14 protein-coding genes are annotated in these 18,329 nt (G+C 36.9%); 6 read left to right on the top strand and 8 right to left on the bottom strand.

The window, feature by feature from the left end:
- Nucleotides 1-339 precede the first annotated feature (339 nt).
- The 3 genes from B154_RS0104725 to B154_RS0104715 all read left to right on the top strand — a co-directional run bounded on the left by B154_RS0104725 (nt 340) and on the right by B154_RS0104715 (nt 4,077).
- Nucleotides 340-1,557, top strand: coding sequence for an aminotransferase class V-fold PLP-dependent enzyme (locus B154_RS0104725; RefSeq protein WP_018612174.1), 1,218 nt, complete (start codon nt 340-342; stop codon nt 1,555-1,557).
- Between the two features lie 84 nt (nt 1,558-1,641).
- A complete protein-coding gene (locus tag B154_RS0104720; protein ID WP_018612173.1) occupies nt 1,642-2,913 on the top strand; it encodes an amidohydrolase/deacetylase family metallohydrolase in 1,272 nt (423 codons plus the stop codon).
- 240 nt (nt 2,914-3,153) lie between these two features.
- On the top strand, nt 3,154-4,077 hold the full coding sequence (locus B154_RS0104715) for an SMP-30/gluconolactonase/LRE family protein (RefSeq protein WP_018612172.1): 924 nt from the start codon (nt 3,154-3,156) through the stop codon (nt 4,075-4,077).
- Nucleotides 4,078-4,152: 75 nt separating this feature from the next.
- Here the strand turns inward: B154_RS0104715 and B154_RS0104710 are convergent, their stop codons facing one another.
- From B154_RS0104710 to B154_RS0104700, 3 genes are all read right to left on the bottom strand, one after another.
- On the bottom strand, nt 4,153-5,913 hold the full coding sequence (locus tag B154_RS0104710; protein WP_018612171.1) for a PQQ-dependent sugar dehydrogenase: 1,761 nt from the start codon (nt 5,911-5,913) through the stop codon (nt 4,153-4,155).
- Between the two features lie 43 nt (nt 5,914-5,956).
- Nucleotides 5,957-7,243: an amidohydrolase/deacetylase family metallohydrolase gene (locus tag B154_RS27695; RefSeq protein ID WP_018612170.1), complete on the bottom strand. Its 1,287-nt coding sequence runs from the start codon at nt 7,241-7,243 to the stop codon at nt 5,957-5,959.
- Between the two features lie 213 nt (nt 7,244-7,456).
- Nucleotides 7,457-7,924, bottom strand: a complete 468-nt coding sequence (locus tag B154_RS0104700; protein WP_245542550.1) for a RidA family protein — start codon at nt 7,922-7,924, stop codon at nt 7,457-7,459.
- Nucleotides 7,925-8,586: 662 nt separating this feature from the next.
- Between B154_RS0104700 and B154_RS0104695 the strand changes: the two genes are divergently transcribed.
- Nucleotides 8,587-9,708 carry an AI-2E family transporter gene (locus B154_RS0104695; protein ID WP_018612168.1) on the top strand — a complete coding sequence of 374 codons (1,122 nt, stop codon included), beginning with the start codon at nt 8,587-8,589 and terminating at the stop codon, nt 9,706-9,708.
- Nucleotides 9,709-9,920: 212 nt separating this feature from the next.
- Here the strand turns inward: B154_RS0104695 and B154_RS0104690 are convergent, their stop codons facing one another.
- The 3 genes from B154_RS0104690 to B154_RS0104680 are packed head-to-tail and all read right to left on the bottom strand — an operon-like array spanning nt 9,921 to nt 15,227.
- Entirely contained in the window at nt 9,921-10,511 is a 591-nt protein-coding gene (locus tag B154_RS0104690; RefSeq protein WP_018612167.1) for a hypothetical protein, read from the bottom strand.
- A gap of 2 nt (nt 10,512-10,513) precedes the next feature.
- Entirely contained in the window at nt 10,514-12,163 is a 1,650-nt protein-coding gene (locus tag B154_RS0104685) for a TonB-dependent receptor (RefSeq protein ID WP_026259964.1), read from the bottom strand.
- A 16-nt stretch (nt 12,164-12,179) separates the two neighbouring features.
- Complete coding sequence (locus tag B154_RS0104680) at nt 12,180-15,227, bottom strand: tetratricopeptide repeat protein (protein ID WP_018612165.1); 3,048 nt, start codon at nt 15,225-15,227, stop codon at nt 12,180-12,182.
- Nucleotides 15,228-15,880: 653 nt separating this feature from the next.
- Here B154_RS0104680 and B154_RS0104675 point away from each other — a divergent pair.
- A complete protein-coding gene (locus tag B154_RS0104675) occupies nt 15,881-16,318 on the top strand; it encodes a c-type cytochrome (RefSeq protein ID WP_018612164.1) in 438 nt (145 codons plus the stop codon).
- Between the two features lie 137 nt (nt 16,319-16,455).
- On the opposite strand, the gene B154_RS0104670 is transcribed toward B154_RS0104675, so the two are convergent.
- Entirely contained in the window at nt 16,456-16,893 is a 438-nt protein-coding gene (locus B154_RS0104670; RefSeq protein WP_018612163.1) for a hypothetical protein, read from the bottom strand.
- 568 nt (nt 16,894-17,461) lie between these two features.
- Between B154_RS0104670 and B154_RS0104665 the strand changes: the two genes are divergently transcribed.
- Complete coding sequence (locus B154_RS0104665) at nt 17,462-17,869, top strand: DoxX family protein (protein WP_018612162.1); 408 nt, start codon at nt 17,462-17,464, stop codon at nt 17,867-17,869.
- A 111-nt stretch (nt 17,870-17,980) separates the two neighbouring features.
- On the opposite strand, the gene B154_RS0104660 is transcribed toward B154_RS0104665, so the two are convergent.
- Entirely contained in the window at nt 17,981-18,322 is a 342-nt protein-coding gene (locus B154_RS0104660) for a hypothetical protein (RefSeq protein ID WP_018612161.1), read from the bottom strand.
- Nucleotides 18,323-18,329: the final 7 nt, after the last annotated feature.

Genomic DNA, 18,329 nt, shown 5'->3' with positions numbered 1-18,329 from the left:
AAAAATGTGCATTTCGGGAAATGATACAGATGACAAAATGTTTCAAAAATTTTCGATACCGATAACTTTAAAGCAGACAGACAGACCGCAAATACTCAGAAGGATTGAAAAGACAAGGTGTTTCAGAGGCAAAAAACGATAATTTATTAACAAGAGTATGTTGGAATACCCCATAAAACTGTAGATGATCAAGAAGAGGATAACTTCTTTTCTTCATCATTTAAAAGTAATTTTTCAGTTTTCTTACATAAACCTGTCATACCTTTTACAGAGATTTTAAATAATAAGTTTAAGCGCAGTAAAAGCATTTATTATTCTAAATAAATTAAAAAAATAACGATGAAACGCAGGGACCTTTTAAAGTATTTTTCTTTAGGACCATTAACAGGTGCAGCTATCTCAGCTGTTCCATTTAAATCAGCGATTGCAGCCCCATCTAACAAACCTAAACGTGACATGGTAAAAGAATTAGGTCTGCGTACTTTTATAAACGCTGCCGGTACATACACGTTTATGACTGCTTCGCTAATGCCAGATGAAGTGATGGAAGCTATTAATAGTTCGTCAAAAGAATTTATTATGTACGATGAAGTACAGGATAAAGCGGGAGAAAAAATTGCAGCTTTATGTCACGCAGAGGCTGCTATGGTAACAGCAGGCTGTTGGTCGGCACTGGTATTAGGGACTGCAGGAGTACTTACCGGAATGGACCTTGAAAAAGTGGCACAGCTACCAAATGTTGACAGTTTTGAAAAAAATGAAGTAATTGTACAGAAAGGACATAATCACGATTACATTCATGCACTTACCAACACCGGTATTAAACCTGTGGTCGTTGAAACAATGGATGACTTGGAAAAAGCTATAAATGCAAAAACGGCTTTAATGTATTTTTTAAATGAAAGCACACCTCATGGTAAGATTTTACACAAAGAATGGCTTGAAGTAGCAAAAAAGCATAATATTCCTACTATAATTGATATAGCTGCAGATATTCCACCGGTAGAAAATCTTTGGAAGTATAGTGAAATGGGGTTTGATCTCATCTGTGTTTCAGGTGGTAAAGCAATACGGGGACCACAAAGCGCAGGCTTGCTTTATGGCAAAAAAGACCTTGTTGCTGCTGCCCGTCTCAGCGCTCCTCCCCGAGGCGGTAATATAGGTCGTGGAATGAAAGTAAACAAAGAGGAAATATTAGGTATGTATGCTGCATTAGACCGGTATGTAAAGCAAGACCATGAGAAAGAATGGAAGGAATGGGAAGAAAAAATAGCAATCATTGAAAACGCTGCAAAAAAAGTAAAAGGTGTAACCACAGAAGTTACGGTGCCTCCCATCGCAAACCACACTCCTGCTTTAAAAATTTCGTGGGATACGTCTGTAGTTAAAACAACACCTAAAGATTTGCAGGCAAGATTAAGGGAGGGTAATCCGTCAATCGAAGTAATGAGTTTTGCTGACAATACCATCAATATAACTGTTTTTATGTTGAAGCCCGGTCAGGAAAAAATTGTAGCAACCAGGATAAATGAAGAGCTGACAAAAGCATCAGCTTAGATCATAAAAATTTATTTTACTAGTTTTCGAAAACTCACAGATTTTCACACTTTCCTATAAAAAATTTGATTTTAAATTATACAAATGCTAAAAAAATCATTTTTACTTTTTTCTTTGCTATTCCTGTTTATAACTATTCTAAAGTGTCAAACCTATAATATCGTAATAAAAGGCGGGCATGTAATCGACGCTAAAAACAATATCAATGGTATAATGGATGTAGCAGTCAATGATGGCAAAATTGCTTTAGTAGCTAAAAACATTGATGCCAGGCAGGGTCGGCAGGTTGTTGATGCAAAAGGCAAATATGTTACCCCTGGTTTGATTGATATGCATGAGCATGTTTTTGCCGGCACAGAACCAGATCATTACCTCAGTAACGGCCTTGATGCCCTTCCTCCTGATGGCTTCACTTTCCGCGTTGGTGTCACTACAGTTGTAGATTGCGGTGGTGCAGGTTGGAAATCATTCCCTACGTTTAAGAAAAATATTATTGATCACTCTTACACCCGCGTATTGTCTTTTTTAAATATTGTGGGCGAGGGCATGAGAGGCGGAGCTTATGAACAGGATGCAAATGATATGAATTCAAAATTATCTGCCAATGCAGCACGGCAGTATAAAGATTATATCGTTGGATTTAAAGTTGCTCATTATGAAGCCGCAGAATGGACACCTGTAGACCGGGCGGTAGAAGCAGGAAAGTTAGCTGACATACCGGTCATAGTTGATTTTGGCGGCGACGATACTCATCCCCCACTCTCTATAGAAGATCTTTTTTTCAAACATCTACGCCCGGGTGATATTTACACACACACCTTTACCGAATTAGACAGGCGAGATCCTATTGTCGACTTAAAAAGCAGGCAATTAAAGCCTTTTGTAAAGGATGCTCAGAAGAAGGGGATTATTTTTGATGTAGGTTATGGTGGAGGAAGCTTTGATTTTCGACAGGCATTACCCGCTATAAAAGCCGGTTTTTTTCCTAATACAATGAGTACAGATTTACATACCGGAAGTATGAATGCAGCTATGAAAGATATGCTGAATGTAATGTCAACTTTTGTAGCTATGGGGATGGATGTTCCGGCGGTAATAAAAGCAGGTACATGGGCACCTGCACAAGCTATAAAACATGAAGAATTAGGCAATCTTTCTGTCGGCGCAGTTGCAGATATTGCCGTATTAAATATGCGGCAGGGAGACTTTGGTCTATGGGATAGAATGGGTTATAAGGTAAATGCAAAACAAAATTTTGAATGCGAAATGACTATCAGAGGAGGAAAAATTGTTTATGATTTAAATGGTATTGCTACCCCAATTGTGCTCACTGATGCCAAGGCTTCTGGTCATTAAACTTTTTTATAAAAAAGTAATGTTGTAAAATAATAAACAGATTTTGTAGTAGTTCAAACAAAAGTTCCCAAAGATTTTTTCTTTAGGAACTTTTTGTTTACAAGCACAAAAACTTCACTCTGCTTTAGTTACGGTCAGACTCTTGTACTATCATTGCTTTAACCGAACTATACTTCATACTTTTACTTATCTATTCTATCATGATACTAAAAGCAAAAACACTAAAGAAAATATTTTCTTATGAAAACATCGTTTCTTGTTGCAAAGTTTTTAATTATTCTTACAGCTATTTCATGTAATGCTTCCCATAAAACTGCTGATGCAGGCGAACTATTTAAGTCAACAGCATTTACCCCTGCAAAGAGTTTTACCTCTGGTGCAGAAGGACCAGCGGTAGATAAAGCCGGGATGTTATACGCAGTAAATTATGAACATGAAGGTACCGTCGGCATGGTAACTCCATCAGGACAAGCAAGCATTTTTGTCGAGCTGCCCAATAAAAGTATCGGTAATGGCATCCGTTTTAACAGCAAGGGTGAGATGTACATTGCGGACTATACTAATCATAATATACTAAAAGTAGATATGGGCACAAAACAACTAACCGTATTTGCACATGAAGATTCGATGAGTCAGCCGAATGACATAGCAATTGACAGCAGAGACCGGTTATATGCAAGCGATCCGAATTGGAAAGCAGGAACCGGCCGCATCTGGACTATTGGAAATGACGGCAAAGTAACTTTACTGGAAGATAATATGGGAACTGCAAATGGAATAGAAGTTAGCCCTGATAATAAAAGATTGTATGTAAATGAGTCTGTTCAGCGCAAAGTATGGGTATATGATTTATCTGAAGATGGAAAAATCAGTAATAAAAGGTTATTAATTCAATTCCCTGATTTTGGTATGGATGGAATGCGATGTGATACCAAAGGAAATTTATATATCTGCCGGCACGGAAAAGGCGTCGTAGCAAAAGTATCGCCGGAAGGCAAGCTTTTAAAAGAGATTACTTTAATCGGAAAACTTCCCAGCAATATTGCTTTTGGCGGACAAGACGGTCGCACAGCATATGTTACGCTACAGGATCAGCAAAACATAGAGACTTTCAGAGTAGACGAACCAGGACGTGAATGGCAGATGACAAAGAATAATCAATAGGATCAAAGCATATAAGAGGAAATAATATAAATTTCCTCTTATATGCTTTGTTTGACTATGTAAATTCAACATCTTTTATTTCGAAGAAATGGTTTTCCTTATTTCATCTACTTCACTTGCAGAAATTGGCATTCCTTTATTTCCAAAATTATTTCTGATATAAGTTAAGACGTGCGCAGCATCTTCATTGCTTAAAAAGCTGTGGGCAGGCATAACATTATTGTATGGTTTACCTTTTACTTCAATAGGTCCTTCTAAACCTTGAAGAAGCAGGCGAATAAGTTTTTCCTTGTCGCCCCATTTAAATCCAATTACCCACTCAGAATCAGCCAGCGGGGGAAAACGGTTTCCATCACCTTCTCCATTTAACTGGTGACAAGGCATACAATAAGTCGCATAAGTCTTTGCACCTCCTTCCAGCATTCCTTTCACGAGATTATCATTTACTTCATCAGGAGTTTTAATATGAGGAAGCAACTTTCTCTTTTCCATTTTTGCCAACTGGGCTGTTCCAAAAGACTTCTTATCACCTTTATACATTATTTTCCAGATTTTCCCCTTCTCCGTATCACTTACGTACAGAGAGCCATCTGGGCCCATCGCTAATCCCATAGGGCGGTACACTGCATCACTTACACTTACCAAAGGCTCTGTTTCTGCAAAACCATCAGCAAAAATTTCCCACGACCCAGAAGGGGCTCCATTTTTAAAAGGTACAAAACCTATAAAAAAACCTGATTGCGGATAAGTTCCCCGATTTGTAGAACCGTGAAAAGCAATAAAAGCACCGTTTTTATATCTTTTAGGAAATTGATTACCAGTGTAAAAAAATAAATCATTAGGAGCCCAATGTCCAGGAAACCCGATTAAAGGTTGTTCGAACTTACTGCCATCACCTGCTTTCTTTCCATCACCGCCGTACTCGGGATTCAAGAGTTTCTTTTTTTGAATTTGGTCATAGTAATAATAAGGCCATCCTGCATTTGTACCTTGTTTTATTCTTAAAAATTCTTCCGACGGAAGCAGTGCACTTTGCCACTGACTATAGACATCCGGCCACAACAAATGCATATCGTCTCTTCCATGCATTACGCAATACAAATTTTTATCAGCCTTATTCCAATCTATTGCTACTATACTTCTTAGTCCTGTTGCAAACCTGACCCCGTCTTTTTGTGTTTGGTCTGTTTTTTCTGCATCAAAGCGCCAGATACCACCGTGATCTTCGAGTAATGGACAATCAGAAATACCGGGAGAACCTGGAACACGGTTTTGCTCCTGGCATGCATTCGATGGTGCTCCGAAGGGCACATAAATATGGCCTGAGTCATCAAAGGCGATCGGCTTTGCATCATGTTCATGTCTTCCACGCGGATCATCATCCTTTACAATTAATTCTATCGGACCGTCAGGAATTAATTTTCCCGGTGTTAATTTCTGCCGGAAAACATTTAATTCGGAACTAAAATAAAGATATCCTTTATAAATTCTCATTGCCGTTCCATAGCTGCCCTTATCTTCATAGTCATCAAACTTTTGTATGATATCAGCCCTTCCATCATTATTTGTATCGCGTAGAGCCACATTTCCTCCTATAGAATCAGGAAATCTTAATTTTACATAAATGTCACCATTTCTGTTAACAGCCAAATGCCTTGCCCTGCCCTCCAAACTATCTACCACTACTACTGCCTGAAAATTTGCCGGCAGAAATAATCCTGCATTATCTAAATTGGCAGAATGATTATTGTTTTTAAAAGCAGTGAAACTAATAATAGAGAACGCAATAAGAATCCCTGTGATATAAGTAGCTTGCTTATATAGAAGTAATTTCATGATGTGAAGTGTTCTGGACGGTAATTGATGGTTTACTGATGCGTTAATGAGTTACTGACTTTTGTACGTTAGCAGCATTCGCAGCAGCATTTTTTGGAGGGACAATAGGGTTTGCAATACCATTAAGATCATACACTATTTTGCCATCTCGTATGGTCATTTCACATTCCAGTTTTTTGTTCGCTTCAATTTTATATCCAGTGTAGTCAAAAAGTCCAAATTTCCCCTCGCGTATATTTAGTATAGCTATGTCTGCGCCAGATCCCACAGAAAGATTTCCTAATTCCTCATGCTTAATTTCCCTGGAAGGATTCCAGGTGCTTGCTGTAATAACTTTTTTCAAATCCATACCCATTGCCAGAAATTTAGACATGGTTGTAAGCATGTCTTTCATTGCATTATTCATGCTTCCGACGTGAATATCTGTACTGATTGAATTAGGATAAAATCCCTCTTTAACAGCAGGAATAGCCTGGGAAAAAGCGAAACTGATACCGCCATACCCCACATCGAAAACAATACCGCGTTTCTGTGCTTCCCAAACAAAAGGCTTTACTTTATTTGTTTGCAAGTCAACTATATACTCCCTAGTACCAAGTTGTCCAAAACAATGTGTAAAAATATCTCCTGGTCTCAGGTGCTTCATAAATAATTCTTCTATGGAAAGTGGCGGGTTACTTCCTCCAAAATCTACCATTACCGGAATTCCACCTGCCTGTTTTCCCGCTTCAACAGCTTTATCAACTGGTGTCCATTCCGGACCTTCATAATGTGCAACTTTAAAACCGACAATAATATCTTTGTTACCTTTAGCAACAAGGGCAGACATTTTTGAGTCCATATCGTTTGAGTTCTGCTCATAACCACCTCTCATTCCTTCACCCACAATATTTAAAAAAGCTAGTACCCTGGTCTTTGATTGATCAATAGTTTGAGCCTTGAAAGTAGGGAAAGTGCGCCAACCTGAACTTCCTGCATCTACTACTGTAGTAACTCCATTACGAAAAGTAAAACCATCGGGTGGAAGCGCAAGATTTCCGTTTTCATATTGGTGATCGGGCTCAGTACCGAAAAAATTGTGCGAATGAATATCTACCAAACCGGGAGTAACTAACAGACCTTTGGCATTTACCACTTGTATTGCCTGTTTCGGATCGATATTTTTTGCTACCTGTACGATCTTACCTTCATTAACTGCAATATCCATAACGCCGTCAATATTGTTTTTAGGATCTATGACATGACCATCTTTTATTACAATGGCATACGGTTGTGAATAAAGAAGGGTAATAGGAATTGACAGAAAGAGAAGTAAAAATATTTTTTTCATTAAAATATAAAATTTAGAGAGGATTATAAAGTTTTCCTCATTCGCTATAAAATAATTGGTTCATTTCTATTGAAGAACAACTTGACTGGAGAAGGCAGTAATATAAATTCCTTCCCTAAATGTTCAGTAAAGGGAAGGAACAAGTTTTTCCATTTTTAAAACTAATGCTGTAACAATAATTCTTACATTAGAATAAAAAACAAAAATTTATTACTAAACGTAAGCGATACAGTCCATTTCGACCAAAGAATCTCCAGGAACGCCTCCTTTTGCAACAGCTACAGTTGTACGAACGGGAGGATTTTTTCCAAATCTGCCTTTATACACTTCATTCATTCCCTTGTAGTCAGCAATGTCATTTAAAAAAACACCTACTTTAAGAACTTTCTCCATGGATGATCCCGCAGCTACCAGTTCTTTTTCAAGTTCTTTTAGTACAATCTCGGTGTGAGCCTTAATTTCAAACGGTGCAACGTGCGCTCCTTTTCCCGCGATAAAAATAAGACCGTTAAATTTTGTAGCTCCTGAAAACAGCGGAACATCCTGGTCTTTCTCTACATTAAACGTTTCCTTTTCCAAATTGCTATTGTTATTGGACTTTGCACTTGCGGCAAGTCCAAATCCGGCAAAGCCAATAACAGAGGCAAGAATTTTTTTCATTACTGATCTACGTTCATTCATAATTTTTACGGTTTTATTTAATTATAATTATTTAAAAATAAGTAAATATTTTTTAAGGCCTATTCGATCCATACTAGCTAAAGCACAAATGCATTTATACCTTTCGTTTAAATGCATTTGTTATAATTACTTTTCTTTAATTATTAAGCAAATTGAAGTATTTAAATTCCTGTTCAAGTCGCTACAACTTCGTCTGCCAACTCTCATGATTTGACCATGGCTAAAGAAAATCTAAAAGGAGATTATATAATAATCAAAAGATTTTCTTATAATCTGTTTCACTTTGTTCCTCACTATATCAAAGATTAACGTTTAGCTGGTTTGTAACATTTATCATATCTCTTCCTGCAATTACTTGGTGCAACTAAAAATAACAGTAATTATCTAAAAAGAATGTTTCCTTATCAATTACTTTAAGAGAAAAATTAAAAAAACAATAAGTGATATAACAATAAGTTTATCTAAATCTTCTAAAAGTTTTGTTTGTTATTCTCATTGTTCAATTAATTTCCCACCTTATTATTTTTTTCGGTGGCAAGAGATTTATTATTTCTGGTTGATGAACAATTTAATAAAAAGATGGTTTTATGCGCAAAACAAATTCTCCTTCGGTAACTTGAGAATCATTTATAAGACAGCTTTTTATCAATTCAATTAAATCTATGATTTCCAAAACTACTTCTACCCCATTTTATACAAAGCTTGCAATGATACTTATTAGCCTTATTGCACTAGGCTTTATATTTATCGTAGGAAAAAAGATTCTATCTCCACTTATATTTTCCTTTCTATTTGCCATTTCACTTCTTCCGCTTGCGGGTTTCTTTGAAACAAAGTTGAAGTTACCACGAAGTGCAGCTTCGGGATTATCGGTAATTCTGCTGCTTTTGTTTATCTCGCTGATACTTTATGTGGTCGGGTCGCAAATTTCTGATCTGGCGAAGGATTGGCCATTGTTCAAAGAGGCCTTTTCGGATACCATTAATCAAATGCAAAATTGGGTAACAGTAAAATTTCATATTGATGTAAATAAGCAAATGGCTTACATACATTCTGAAACCCAAAGGATGCTGGCCGAAAGCGCCGGTGTCATAGGGGCTACAGTAATTTCATTGTCATCTGTTTTGTTGTTCCTTGTTTTCGTTATGATAGACACTTTCTTCCTGCTATTTTACCGGCGGCTAATAATAAAATTCTTGGTAGCAGTATTTACCGAAGAAAACTCTACAACCGTTTATGATATTGTTGCCCAGGTAGAGTACATTATCAGGAAATATATATTGGGCCTTTTACTCGAAATGGGAATTGTGGCAGCGGTGTGCTGCGTTGCATTTTTATTGATAGGAGTAAAATATGCCATTTTACTTGGCCTTATTACCGGACTTTTTAATATTATTCCTTATATCGGCATATTTACGTCTTTGGTCTTGAGCACTATTATTACTATAGGTACAGCAGCTAGTACTACCAAAATTATACTGGTAATAGCTACAATTGTCGCGATGCATTTGGTTGACAGTAATATACTGCTTCCTGTTATTGTTGGTTCAAAGGTTAAGATCAACGCGTTGATTACTGTTATTGGAGTTATTGTAGGAGAAATGTTTTGGGGAATACCAGGTATGTTTTTATCAATTCCTGTAATTGCAATAAGCAAAGTAGTATTTGACCGGATTGAAAGTATGAAGCCATGGGGCATGTTATTAGGCGATGAAAAAGATGAAGAACAGCCGCCAAAATTAGCTGAAGAAGTAAAATCAAATCCAGAAATAAAACGCGAGTAAAAAAAGTCGCGCTCACCTTGCCATAAAAAGAACTTTCGCACCTTCCATGTGGCTCAAAAAACTTTGCTTCGCTTAATGAACGGCACGATTTATAGCAGTTTCATAAGGAGTAAGAATATCAGCATAACAAACGAGCTATTAATGCTCCTTTCTCAACATTCAAAACTATTTGATATTGTTCAATATTCTCTTATGCTGTAAAAAACACCTATTTATTTCAAACTTCCGTTGTGCAAATAATAATAAACAATAGTTGCAATACCAATGAGACCAAGAGCTATAGCAAAGATCCACCAGTAATCTTTTGAGCGGGACGCGTCTGCCACGTCATCCACAAGCACTTCTTTCATCTGCTTATTAGTGCGGTTAAGGTCACCAACCAATATCTGGTGTTCAGAGTTTTCTCTTATTACCCTTTCCGCTGTCACCGGAGGAAAATAATCATTCACCTCTACAGTTGCCTTAAAAAATAGCTGACCTTCCGCATTTTGCGTGAGCACTCCTATACCTGGCAGATCCACACTATTGTTTTCTACAAGCGTTTCTTTTAGCTTATTCGCAAAATTATTGTACCGCCCTTTAGCTTCTGCTTCATCAATTTTTTGCTCTTTTGAAATAAAAGTATAGATTTTGTTATCAGCACCTGAAGTGTCCGATTTAAAATTTATTTGTAAAGTCGGGGCTAAAAATATTTTATTAGCAAAATCAAGCCTGGCAGAATTACGTTTGATATAAAAAACACCTACCCCAGGAACACTCGCTCTATTGTGTAGAATAAGGTATTTGTATAGTAACTGAAGCATGTTTATTTAGACGTTTGGGAGAACGAATATACAATTCCTCCTAAAACATTAAAACCTAATACCTGGTACTGACTCCAGCGCTCGTATTTATTATTAAGAATATTATTAAATTGAAGCCACAAGTTTAGCTTTGGCATTATAGTAAATTCAACTCCGGCATTTACATCATAAGCTCCTTTAAGTCTTTTGCTTTCTCCCTCTTTGGTCAAATAACGTGGTCCATCCCAAAAGAATACATCAGATTTAAATTGAAGGTCTTTTAAAACCCTCCAGCGCAACGCTCCGTTTATCTCAACCGGCAGCAATCCCCATGCTTTATCGTTGACCTCTAAACCTGTATAGCGGTTAATGCTTGCACCACCAAGAAGGCTAAATCTCTCCTGGAAGGTATAACCAATTTCGCCATGAATTTTTATTGCTTTCATGGAAGGCTCATTAAGAGTTCTGAAAGTCTTGCCGTCTGCGGTATCATTTAAAAACAAGGCGGCATTTTTATAATTTAAAACAGACAGTTTTGCATTGTAAGAAAAATGACTTCCGGCAGAACCTTTAAATCCAAAATAAGATTCTTTTGTTCTAGTGTTTAGTAAAGCTGAAGGTTGCGATATCCACGGATTAAAAGCAGTGAGTGTCTGGTAAGTATTTTTCTGATAATAACCAATCCAGCCTGCCTGCAGCACAAACTGCTCATCTTTTACTTTTACTAATGCAGTAAAGTTTGGAAGTAAGCTGAAAGCTTTATTATCCCATGACGGAGTTATACCCGCATTTAAGCTAAAGTTTTGTTTTTTGACTATTAATGAAGGGCTAATATTGAAAAGATTATTTTTAATCGATTTTTCACTGTTATAGGTCTTATAGTTTGTAAGGTCTGCAGTAACACCAACATTAAATGCAAAATTTTCAGTAAATGTTTTCGTAATAGGTGCATTCACTACAAAATTTGTTTCCCTGCCTTTTCTGTTGTCGCCAAAGAGGTTTAGCGACATAGTAGGGTCGTAAGTAATACCGTAACTATTTACTTCTTTATTTCTAAAGCCAACCATTGCGCTTAAAGTGTTGAACCTCTGACGCAAACTGTCTTTAGTATACTTACCCGCGTCGGGCGAACCATAAAAATATTGAGTGCTATTGTCAAAACCCAGTTTTCCACGCCACTCGGTATTGTTTTGAGTGCTGAAGATTCCCATTATATCTGCGTTAGAATGGCTGTATTGCTGAAAGGGTAGATTTCCTTTTTGGGAAATTTGTTTTGCGTGAATATTTACTACAGAATTTTTCCCGTCGCCAAACGAAAAGCCAGCCTGTGCAAAGGGTGTACGATAATTACCAACACCAAGCTTTATATAATTTGAATTTTCCCAGCTTATTGCTGTATCAATGGAAAGTGCAAGGGGTTTTAGAGATGCAGGCTGATAAGTAAAAAACAGGTTTTGTGCCGGCACGTTATACAAAAGGGCCGGCTTAGAAGAATCTGCCGCAGGCGAGGCTGCGCTGAAATTGATTTTAGCAGCAGGTTTCAATACAGGTTTGTATGCGGAAGTGATAACAACGGTTCTTTTAGTTGTATCAAAAACCTGCGCACCCTTTTTTTGTGCCTGTAAAGAGGATAACGTGGTAACTGATAATGCTATTAAAATGATTTTTTTCATAATTCTGTTTGAATAATTACTGTTGTGCAACCTTACTGTTTGCGTTTTTTTCACTTACTACTTCATCAAGCTTTTTCTTCGCTTCCTCTTTCAATTCAGGTATTGTTGCATTTTCTGAAACACTTTTTAGTGTTGCTTCTGCATTGAAGTAATCTTTTTGTTTCCAGTATATTTCACCTAAAAGAATATATGATTTTGTAGTCCAGTATTCGTAAGAGCCTGCTTTGTTAACTACTTCAAAGGCTGCTTTCTCAGCTTCTGACAATTTATTTTGTTGAAATAATATGTTTGCTATCTGGTAACGTGCCTCCGCAGCAAATTCTGATTTTCCCAACGAAATCACTGTCTTATAGGTTGAAGATGCCAAATCAGTTTCATTATTTTCCTGGTAGTTTTTAGCAATTACCATATTTGCCATCATTTTATCATCTGTGGCAATACCTTTTTTTGCTAACAATTCCTTCGCGTTTGGTACAGCATCTTTCCATTGGTTTAACCTGTACTGCGAACGAAGAAGTCCGCGCATCGCTTCCAGTTGTATATCTGGTTGAGATGCCAGCCCTTTTAATTGAGTAAAATATATCTCTGCATCGGTATAATTTTTCAATTCGAAAAAGTTAATACGGGCAGCCTGCAAAATACTTTTTTCGGCATATTTATTAGGCGCTTTAGATGCAACATAAGCATAACCGGTTAACGCATTCTGATAATCCTTCTTGCCGGTATACATCTCCGCTATATTATAGTTAGCATCAATTGCATATCGTCCATTTGGAAATTTATTTAAATAATCTTTAAAACCGGTTAGCGCATTTTGCTGGTCGTTGTTAGTATAACGGTTGTTTGCAGAAGCGTACGTTATGGAATCCTCCTCATTATAACTGATGCTCTTTCCATTTTCTCTCATAAAAACAGCAAACTCTGTTGGCTTTTGCTGTTCTATAAATATATCCCGCACATACTCCACCGCCGCATCACTTTCTGCTGAATTTGGATAAGAAGAAATTAATGTTTTAAAACTTGCTAAAGCTTCCTGGTTATTTTCTAAGTTAAAATAGGCGACTCCGAGTTTCAGATAGCCCTGAGGATGAAGTGCAGAAGCGTTAGGTGTTTTTACTATTTTATTTAAGGGAGCAATAGCCGAATGATAATCTTCCTGCGACAGGTAAGTATTTGCAATTTCAAGATTTGCATCAGGAATTAATGAAGAAGAAGGAAAACGCTGCTCTAAAGATTGCAGCATGTTTATCTTTTCTGTATTTCGGTTTGCTGCTCCTGCAATGATCGCTTTTTGATATAAAGCATAATCTGCTGAAGAAGAATTGATGTTTAAAACAACATCATACATTTCCTGGGCCTGCTTATAATTACGATTCATAAAATACGCATCGGCGCTTCTCAGGTAAGCGTCCTGCTCTATAGGTGTCGAACTACTGTTTATCTTCTTGGTTATCTGCTCAAAATAACCGAGCGCCTGCCTGAAATTTTCTTTTTGCAGGTATGCATGCCCCAGATCATATTTCGCATCTGTTACATTTACCTCACCACTTGTTGCAGGGTTTTTTAAGTAGTTGGTCAAATGTTCTATAGCAAGGTCAGGATTATTAAGACGATAAGCTATTTCGCCTTTCCAGAAGTAAACATATGGAAGTTGGGCACTATTATAAGGAGCTTGCAAAACATCATTTAGCAGTCCGTCCGCTTTTACCAGTTGCTGTTCATTTATATATTCTACTGCCCTTCCGTATAAAATTTTAGGATATACTCTTTTCACATTTTCACTCTTTCCCTGCAGGCTTTCATACAACACTAATGCATCCTGGTAATTATTTGTGTTGGCGAGAACGTTTACAAGCAATTCTTTTGCTTCAGCAGCATAAGTTGAGGTGGGGTAAGTACTAATAAAACTTTGTAATTCGCTTGATGCTACATCCTGGTATCCTAAATCAAAAGAAAGCTTTGCATAGTTAAAAACAGATATTTCTTTTTGCGCAGGATTGCTGCTGTTTGAGGCACAAAATAAAAACGCACTACGAGCATTTGTCTTTTGTCCCATTTTTAAATACGAATCGGCCAGGAGGTACATACTGTTTTGAGCCAGTGAGTCCTCCTTCCCTCCCAGCTCTTTAAAGCCAGGAATAGCTTTTGCTAATTGGTTCGATTGATAATATGTGTACGATAATTCGTAAAGGTCTTCGCGTCTTACCTTGTCCGTTTTGGTGACATACTCCTGCAGGTAGGGCAATGCTTTTTTATAATTCTTTTTTTCGAAATAAGCATGCCCAATTAACTGTTGCAGTTGCATATTATAATACTGTCCGCCATTGTTTAGTTTAGCTTCACCGTATTCGATAGCTTTATCTTTATCGCCCTGGAAGTATAAAATTTCGGCTATATAATAAGGAACAATTTTCTGGTAAGTCGGCTGGTTTTCCACTTTACGAAAAGACTCCATTGCCAACTGATAGTTTTTTTCATAAAAGGAAATAAAACCAAAATAATAATTTGCATCAAGATAATTAGGGTCTGACGGTATCTGCCTGATAGAGTTAAACAGTGGTTTTGCCTTGTCAAATTGCTGCAACGTAAAATAGGCATAGCCCTGGTGAAATTTCATGTCGGCTATCTCGCGATTGCTCAGGTTATCAATGCCTGCTTTTTCATAATACGTTAACGCATCTTCAAACTTTTGGTTGCGGTAATAATATTCACCCAGCTGGTAGCTTAGCATCTGTATTCGCGGCTCATTATGCTCTTCCTCTATAAACGTACGGGCGGATGTCTCCGCGGTGGATTCGCCCATTTTCAAACCGGCAACAATAGTATAATATTTAGCTTCAAGTTGTGTGCTTACCGGCAACTTACTATTAGCATAATTACCATCTGCAATATTCTTAAATAAAGGATAAGCAAGGCTGAACTGTTCTTTCTGATAAAGCTCTTTAGCCAACTTAAAATCAGCATCAGGATCTATATTAGCCAAGGTAGCCTGTGCAAACGGATGGCTTTGCATCGCCAAAACAAGCGCTGCTGCGCCTAAACTTCTTTTCAGTACTGCGATCATAGCTCAGTGTTAACTTGAATATTTTTATAAATATTACAATTGTCAATCATAATAAAAAGCAAAAAAGTTGTAACAGGTGCGGAAGAGAAGTTATAAGAATGAATTTTTTTGGGGAACCATCATAGCCCATTCTTCACCATCGTTGTGTCACTCACTTGTACCGGCGGATTCTAATTCAGCTTTCTACAAATTTTGTTTAACAAACACTCTAAGCACCCATTTAAAAATTAGCCAAAGTTAATATTACCGTAAACGATACATGCGACTGTTGCACGGGTGTGGATAAAGAATGTAAAAGTGTTAGGTTGATAACATTTTCAACTTCAGCTATAGATAGCTCTTTCTTTCTTAATTTCTAACGACTAATAGTGGATTTCAAATTTTTATACTTTTAAATATGTGTAATTTAGAGAGCTAAAACAACTTGCTATAACAAAAGCTGATTACCTGGAATTAGCAATTACGTGTTTTTAAGAAGTTTCAGGAATTACACAAAGAGGATAACTTAGATTATGATAAAGCAGGACAAGAAACTACGTTCTCTAAATAACATTTCAATTAAATGGAAGAAACAGATCAAGAATAAAAACTTATGTAGCAAATAAATACATTTTTCTATTCATACAGAAAACCAATAAAAAATTGAAATTGTAATGAAAAGTTGCGCTGCCATTTTTATAAAGAATAAACTGTTATTAATCGTTTGGCTGTTATTACCTGCTTTCTATGTACTGGGATGCAATCGGGCTGAGCCTGAACGTAAGAAAAATAGAGAAAAAATTGATTATATAAAGCCAATACCCGGTAAAAACGATAGCATACCGGCTAAAGTAGCGGAAAAGGGTGAATCGCTTATCAGCTACGCAGATTGCTATACTTGTCATAAAGAAGACCAAAGATCAGTTGGACCGGCTTTTAAAGACATAGCAAAAAGATACCCTGTCAATAAAGTATATATTGAAATGCTTGCTCAAAAAGTAATTGTTGGGGGAAGTAGAAGTTGGGGGTATGCAGTTATGGACCCACATCCAAAGCTTTCATTAGATGACGCTAAAAGTATGGTTACCTACATCCTTTCATTAAAAAAGTAATTTACCTTACTGCGTCATTTGTATCATGAAGAGTTTATGAACGATTGTAACAAACCTATTAATATTTCTATACCATGCTGGTGCGTATCGCAGGAGTGACTCATTGGCGACTACACCAACATGGATAGAAACATTTTTCAAAGTTGCTCTAGTTCTGCTTTTTCCCAAAAGGTTTTATTAGTAGCTTTTACCTGCATTGTTCCATTTGAGGTCAGCATAACATTTTTCAGGTTATAAAACCCGGCTTTTAAATTATCAGGTATGGTTAGTCCTTCGACTTTAGCCTCGGCCGGAATGTTTTCTCCATCTCCGTTGGTAACAGTTTCAAGAACCTCAATGTTTTTCATTGGGCAAAAATACATTACCATTTTACCGTAAGCATTTTCTAACCGTACAGGTGATAAATTTGCAGTTACTGTTTCACCATGGGTCAATTTTTCTTCTTTCATTCTTTGTTGTAAAACATTTGGTTGCGAATACGAAGTGATAACTACTGGTTTAGATTTTTCTGATTCGGAGGAATCACTCTTGCCACCAAAAAGATTTCCAAAAAGGGAAGTGGTTTCTTTTTTCATTTCTCTTAGTTTTAAAAATTTAATAAAATTTAGAAAAGCTATATAATCGTTTTTACCTCGACTCAATAACTTCCTTGACTAACTTTTCAATTGCGTCAATGCATCTATTAAACTAATAACCAAGCTTTTAGTTCTTCTTCCTTTCTGAGGGTTTATATCGGCGTAAATAAAAAAGCATCTCCTACAAAATTATCTGCTGTTGATTCTAAAACCGGAGCTAAAAAAGATAATAAGCCTTATAAAATCGAAGACAACGGTTATATGTTGCTTGCTGCATCTAAATTACAAAATTCCGGCAAAAACAAAATCATTTTTATACTAAAAAAGGCAAGTTTTTAACAGTGAAAAATGGCAGAAAATACGGGTATGAAAAAAGAGATTTTCGCATGCTGAAATAATCGTGCGCACAACTTTTAATGGCAGTATAAAAGGATTCCCCGGAGTGTAAGTTTAGCGAATCGGGTAGCGCATTTAACCCCTCATATTGTCGTTACCACACACCATGCATGAGGATGAGTACACTTAATTTTACACGAACAAAATATTAATTAACCAAAAATAAACCGCTATGAAAACGACAAAAATCACATACTGGGCTTCTACTATTGTTATCTTTTTAATGGATGGACTGATGCCGGCTTTGACGTCAAACACAGAACTTGCAAGACAAGGAATAAGCCACCTTGGTTATCCTGACTACTTTAGAGTAATGCTTACCATATTTAAAATAATTGGAGCTTTAGTATTGATTTTACCAGTAATAAAAGGCAGGTTTAAAGAATGGGCGTATGTTGGTTTCGCTATTAATTTTATTTGTGCTGCCATTTCTCATTGGGTTGTAGATGGGTTTGGGGGACAAGCGATTTTTCCGCTGGTTGCGTTTGCTATACTAGTTATGTCTTATGTTTCTTATCATAAAATGATCAGCCACATTAATGCACCAAATTATAAGCACGATTTCGTTATTAATTCCTAAGGATATCTACTTAAATAATCGTATTGAAAAACGAATTTCGGAAAATTGTGGTGTAAACCTCTAAGAGGCGAAGCCTGAAACTTCGCCTCTTTTTTTAAGCAAGATTAACGTCTATTCTGCCTGTTGCTTCCTAATGAAATCCATTTCTTCCTCCGCATCACTTTTACCTTGCGATTGGGCTTCATAATAATCGGCGCGGTTGCTGCCGGCAATACTGTGATCTTTTATTACACCCGGTTCATTATGAAAAGCTGTATCGAGTGTTTCAACTATAGACCCATCATTATTAGTAACTTCATCATCTGCTTGTTCAACTGGTAAGTTCTGCTCATTATTGCCAGCTTCATTTGTTTGTTCTGTAGCTTTATTTTGTAAACCGCCCAATGGCGACTTCGCGCCATCAATAATATTTTCTGATTTCTCTTGTAAAGCCCTTTCTTGTTCTGTTGCCATAAATTTA

It is taken from the genome of Segetibacter koreensis DSM 18137 (assembly GCF_000374045.1).
Lineage (GTDB): Bacteria > Bacteroidota > Bacteroidia > Chitinophagales > Chitinophagaceae > Segetibacter > Segetibacter koreensis.
The sequence above is the reverse complement of the archived record's forward strand: the minus strand, read 5'-3'. Positions and strand labels throughout refer to the sequence as shown.

Bases quoted from the DNA above. Each gene is read 5' to 3' on its own strand.
- B154_RS0104725 (WP_018612174.1), top strand. From the start codon at position 340: ATGAAACGCAGGGACCTTTTAAAGTATTTTTCTTTAGGACCATTAACA.
- B154_RS0104720 (WP_018612173.1), top strand. From the start codon at position 1,642: ATGCTAAAAAAATCATTTTTACTTTTTTCTTTGCTATTCCTGTTTATA.
- B154_RS0104715 (WP_018612172.1), top strand. From the start codon at position 3,154: ATGAAAACATCGTTTCTTGTTGCAAAGTTTTTAATTATTCTTACAGCT.
- B154_RS0104710 (WP_018612171.1), bottom strand. From the start codon at position 5,913: ATGAAATTACTTCTATATAAGCAAGCTACTTATATCACAGGGATTCTT.
- B154_RS27695 (WP_018612170.1), bottom strand. From the start codon at position 7,243: ATGAAAAAAATATTTTTACTTCTCTTTCTGTCAATTCCTATTACCCTT.
- B154_RS0104700 (WP_245542550.1), bottom strand. From the start codon at position 7,924: ATGAATGAACGTAGATCAGTAATGAAAAAAATTCTTGCCTCTGTTATT.
- B154_RS0104695 (WP_018612168.1), top strand. From the start codon at position 8,587: ATGATTTCCAAAACTACTTCTACCCCATTTTATACAAAGCTTGCAATG.
- B154_RS0104690 (WP_018612167.1), bottom strand. From the start codon at position 10,511: ATGCTTCAGTTACTATACAAATACCTTATTCTACACAATAGAGCGAGT.
- B154_RS0104685 (WP_026259964.1), bottom strand. From the start codon at position 12,163: ATGAAAAAAATCATTTTAATAGCATTATCAGTTACCACGTTATCCTCT.
- B154_RS0104680 (WP_018612165.1), bottom strand. From the start codon at position 15,227: ATGATCGCAGTACTGAAAAGAAGTTTAGGCGCAGCAGCGCTTGTTTTG.
- B154_RS0104675 (WP_018612164.1), top strand. From the start codon at position 15,881: ATGAAAAGTTGCGCTGCCATTTTTATAAAGAATAAACTGTTATTAATC.
- B154_RS0104670 (WP_018612163.1), bottom strand. From the start codon at position 16,893: ATGAAAAAAGAAACCACTTCCCTTTTTGGAAATCTTTTTGGTGGCAAG.
- B154_RS0104665 (WP_018612162.1), top strand. From the start codon at position 17,462: ATGAAAACGACAAAAATCACATACTGGGCTTCTACTATTGTTATCTTT.
- B154_RS0104660 (WP_018612161.1), bottom strand. From the start codon at position 18,322: ATGGCAACAGAACAAGAAAGGGCTTTACAAGAGAAATCAGAAAATATT.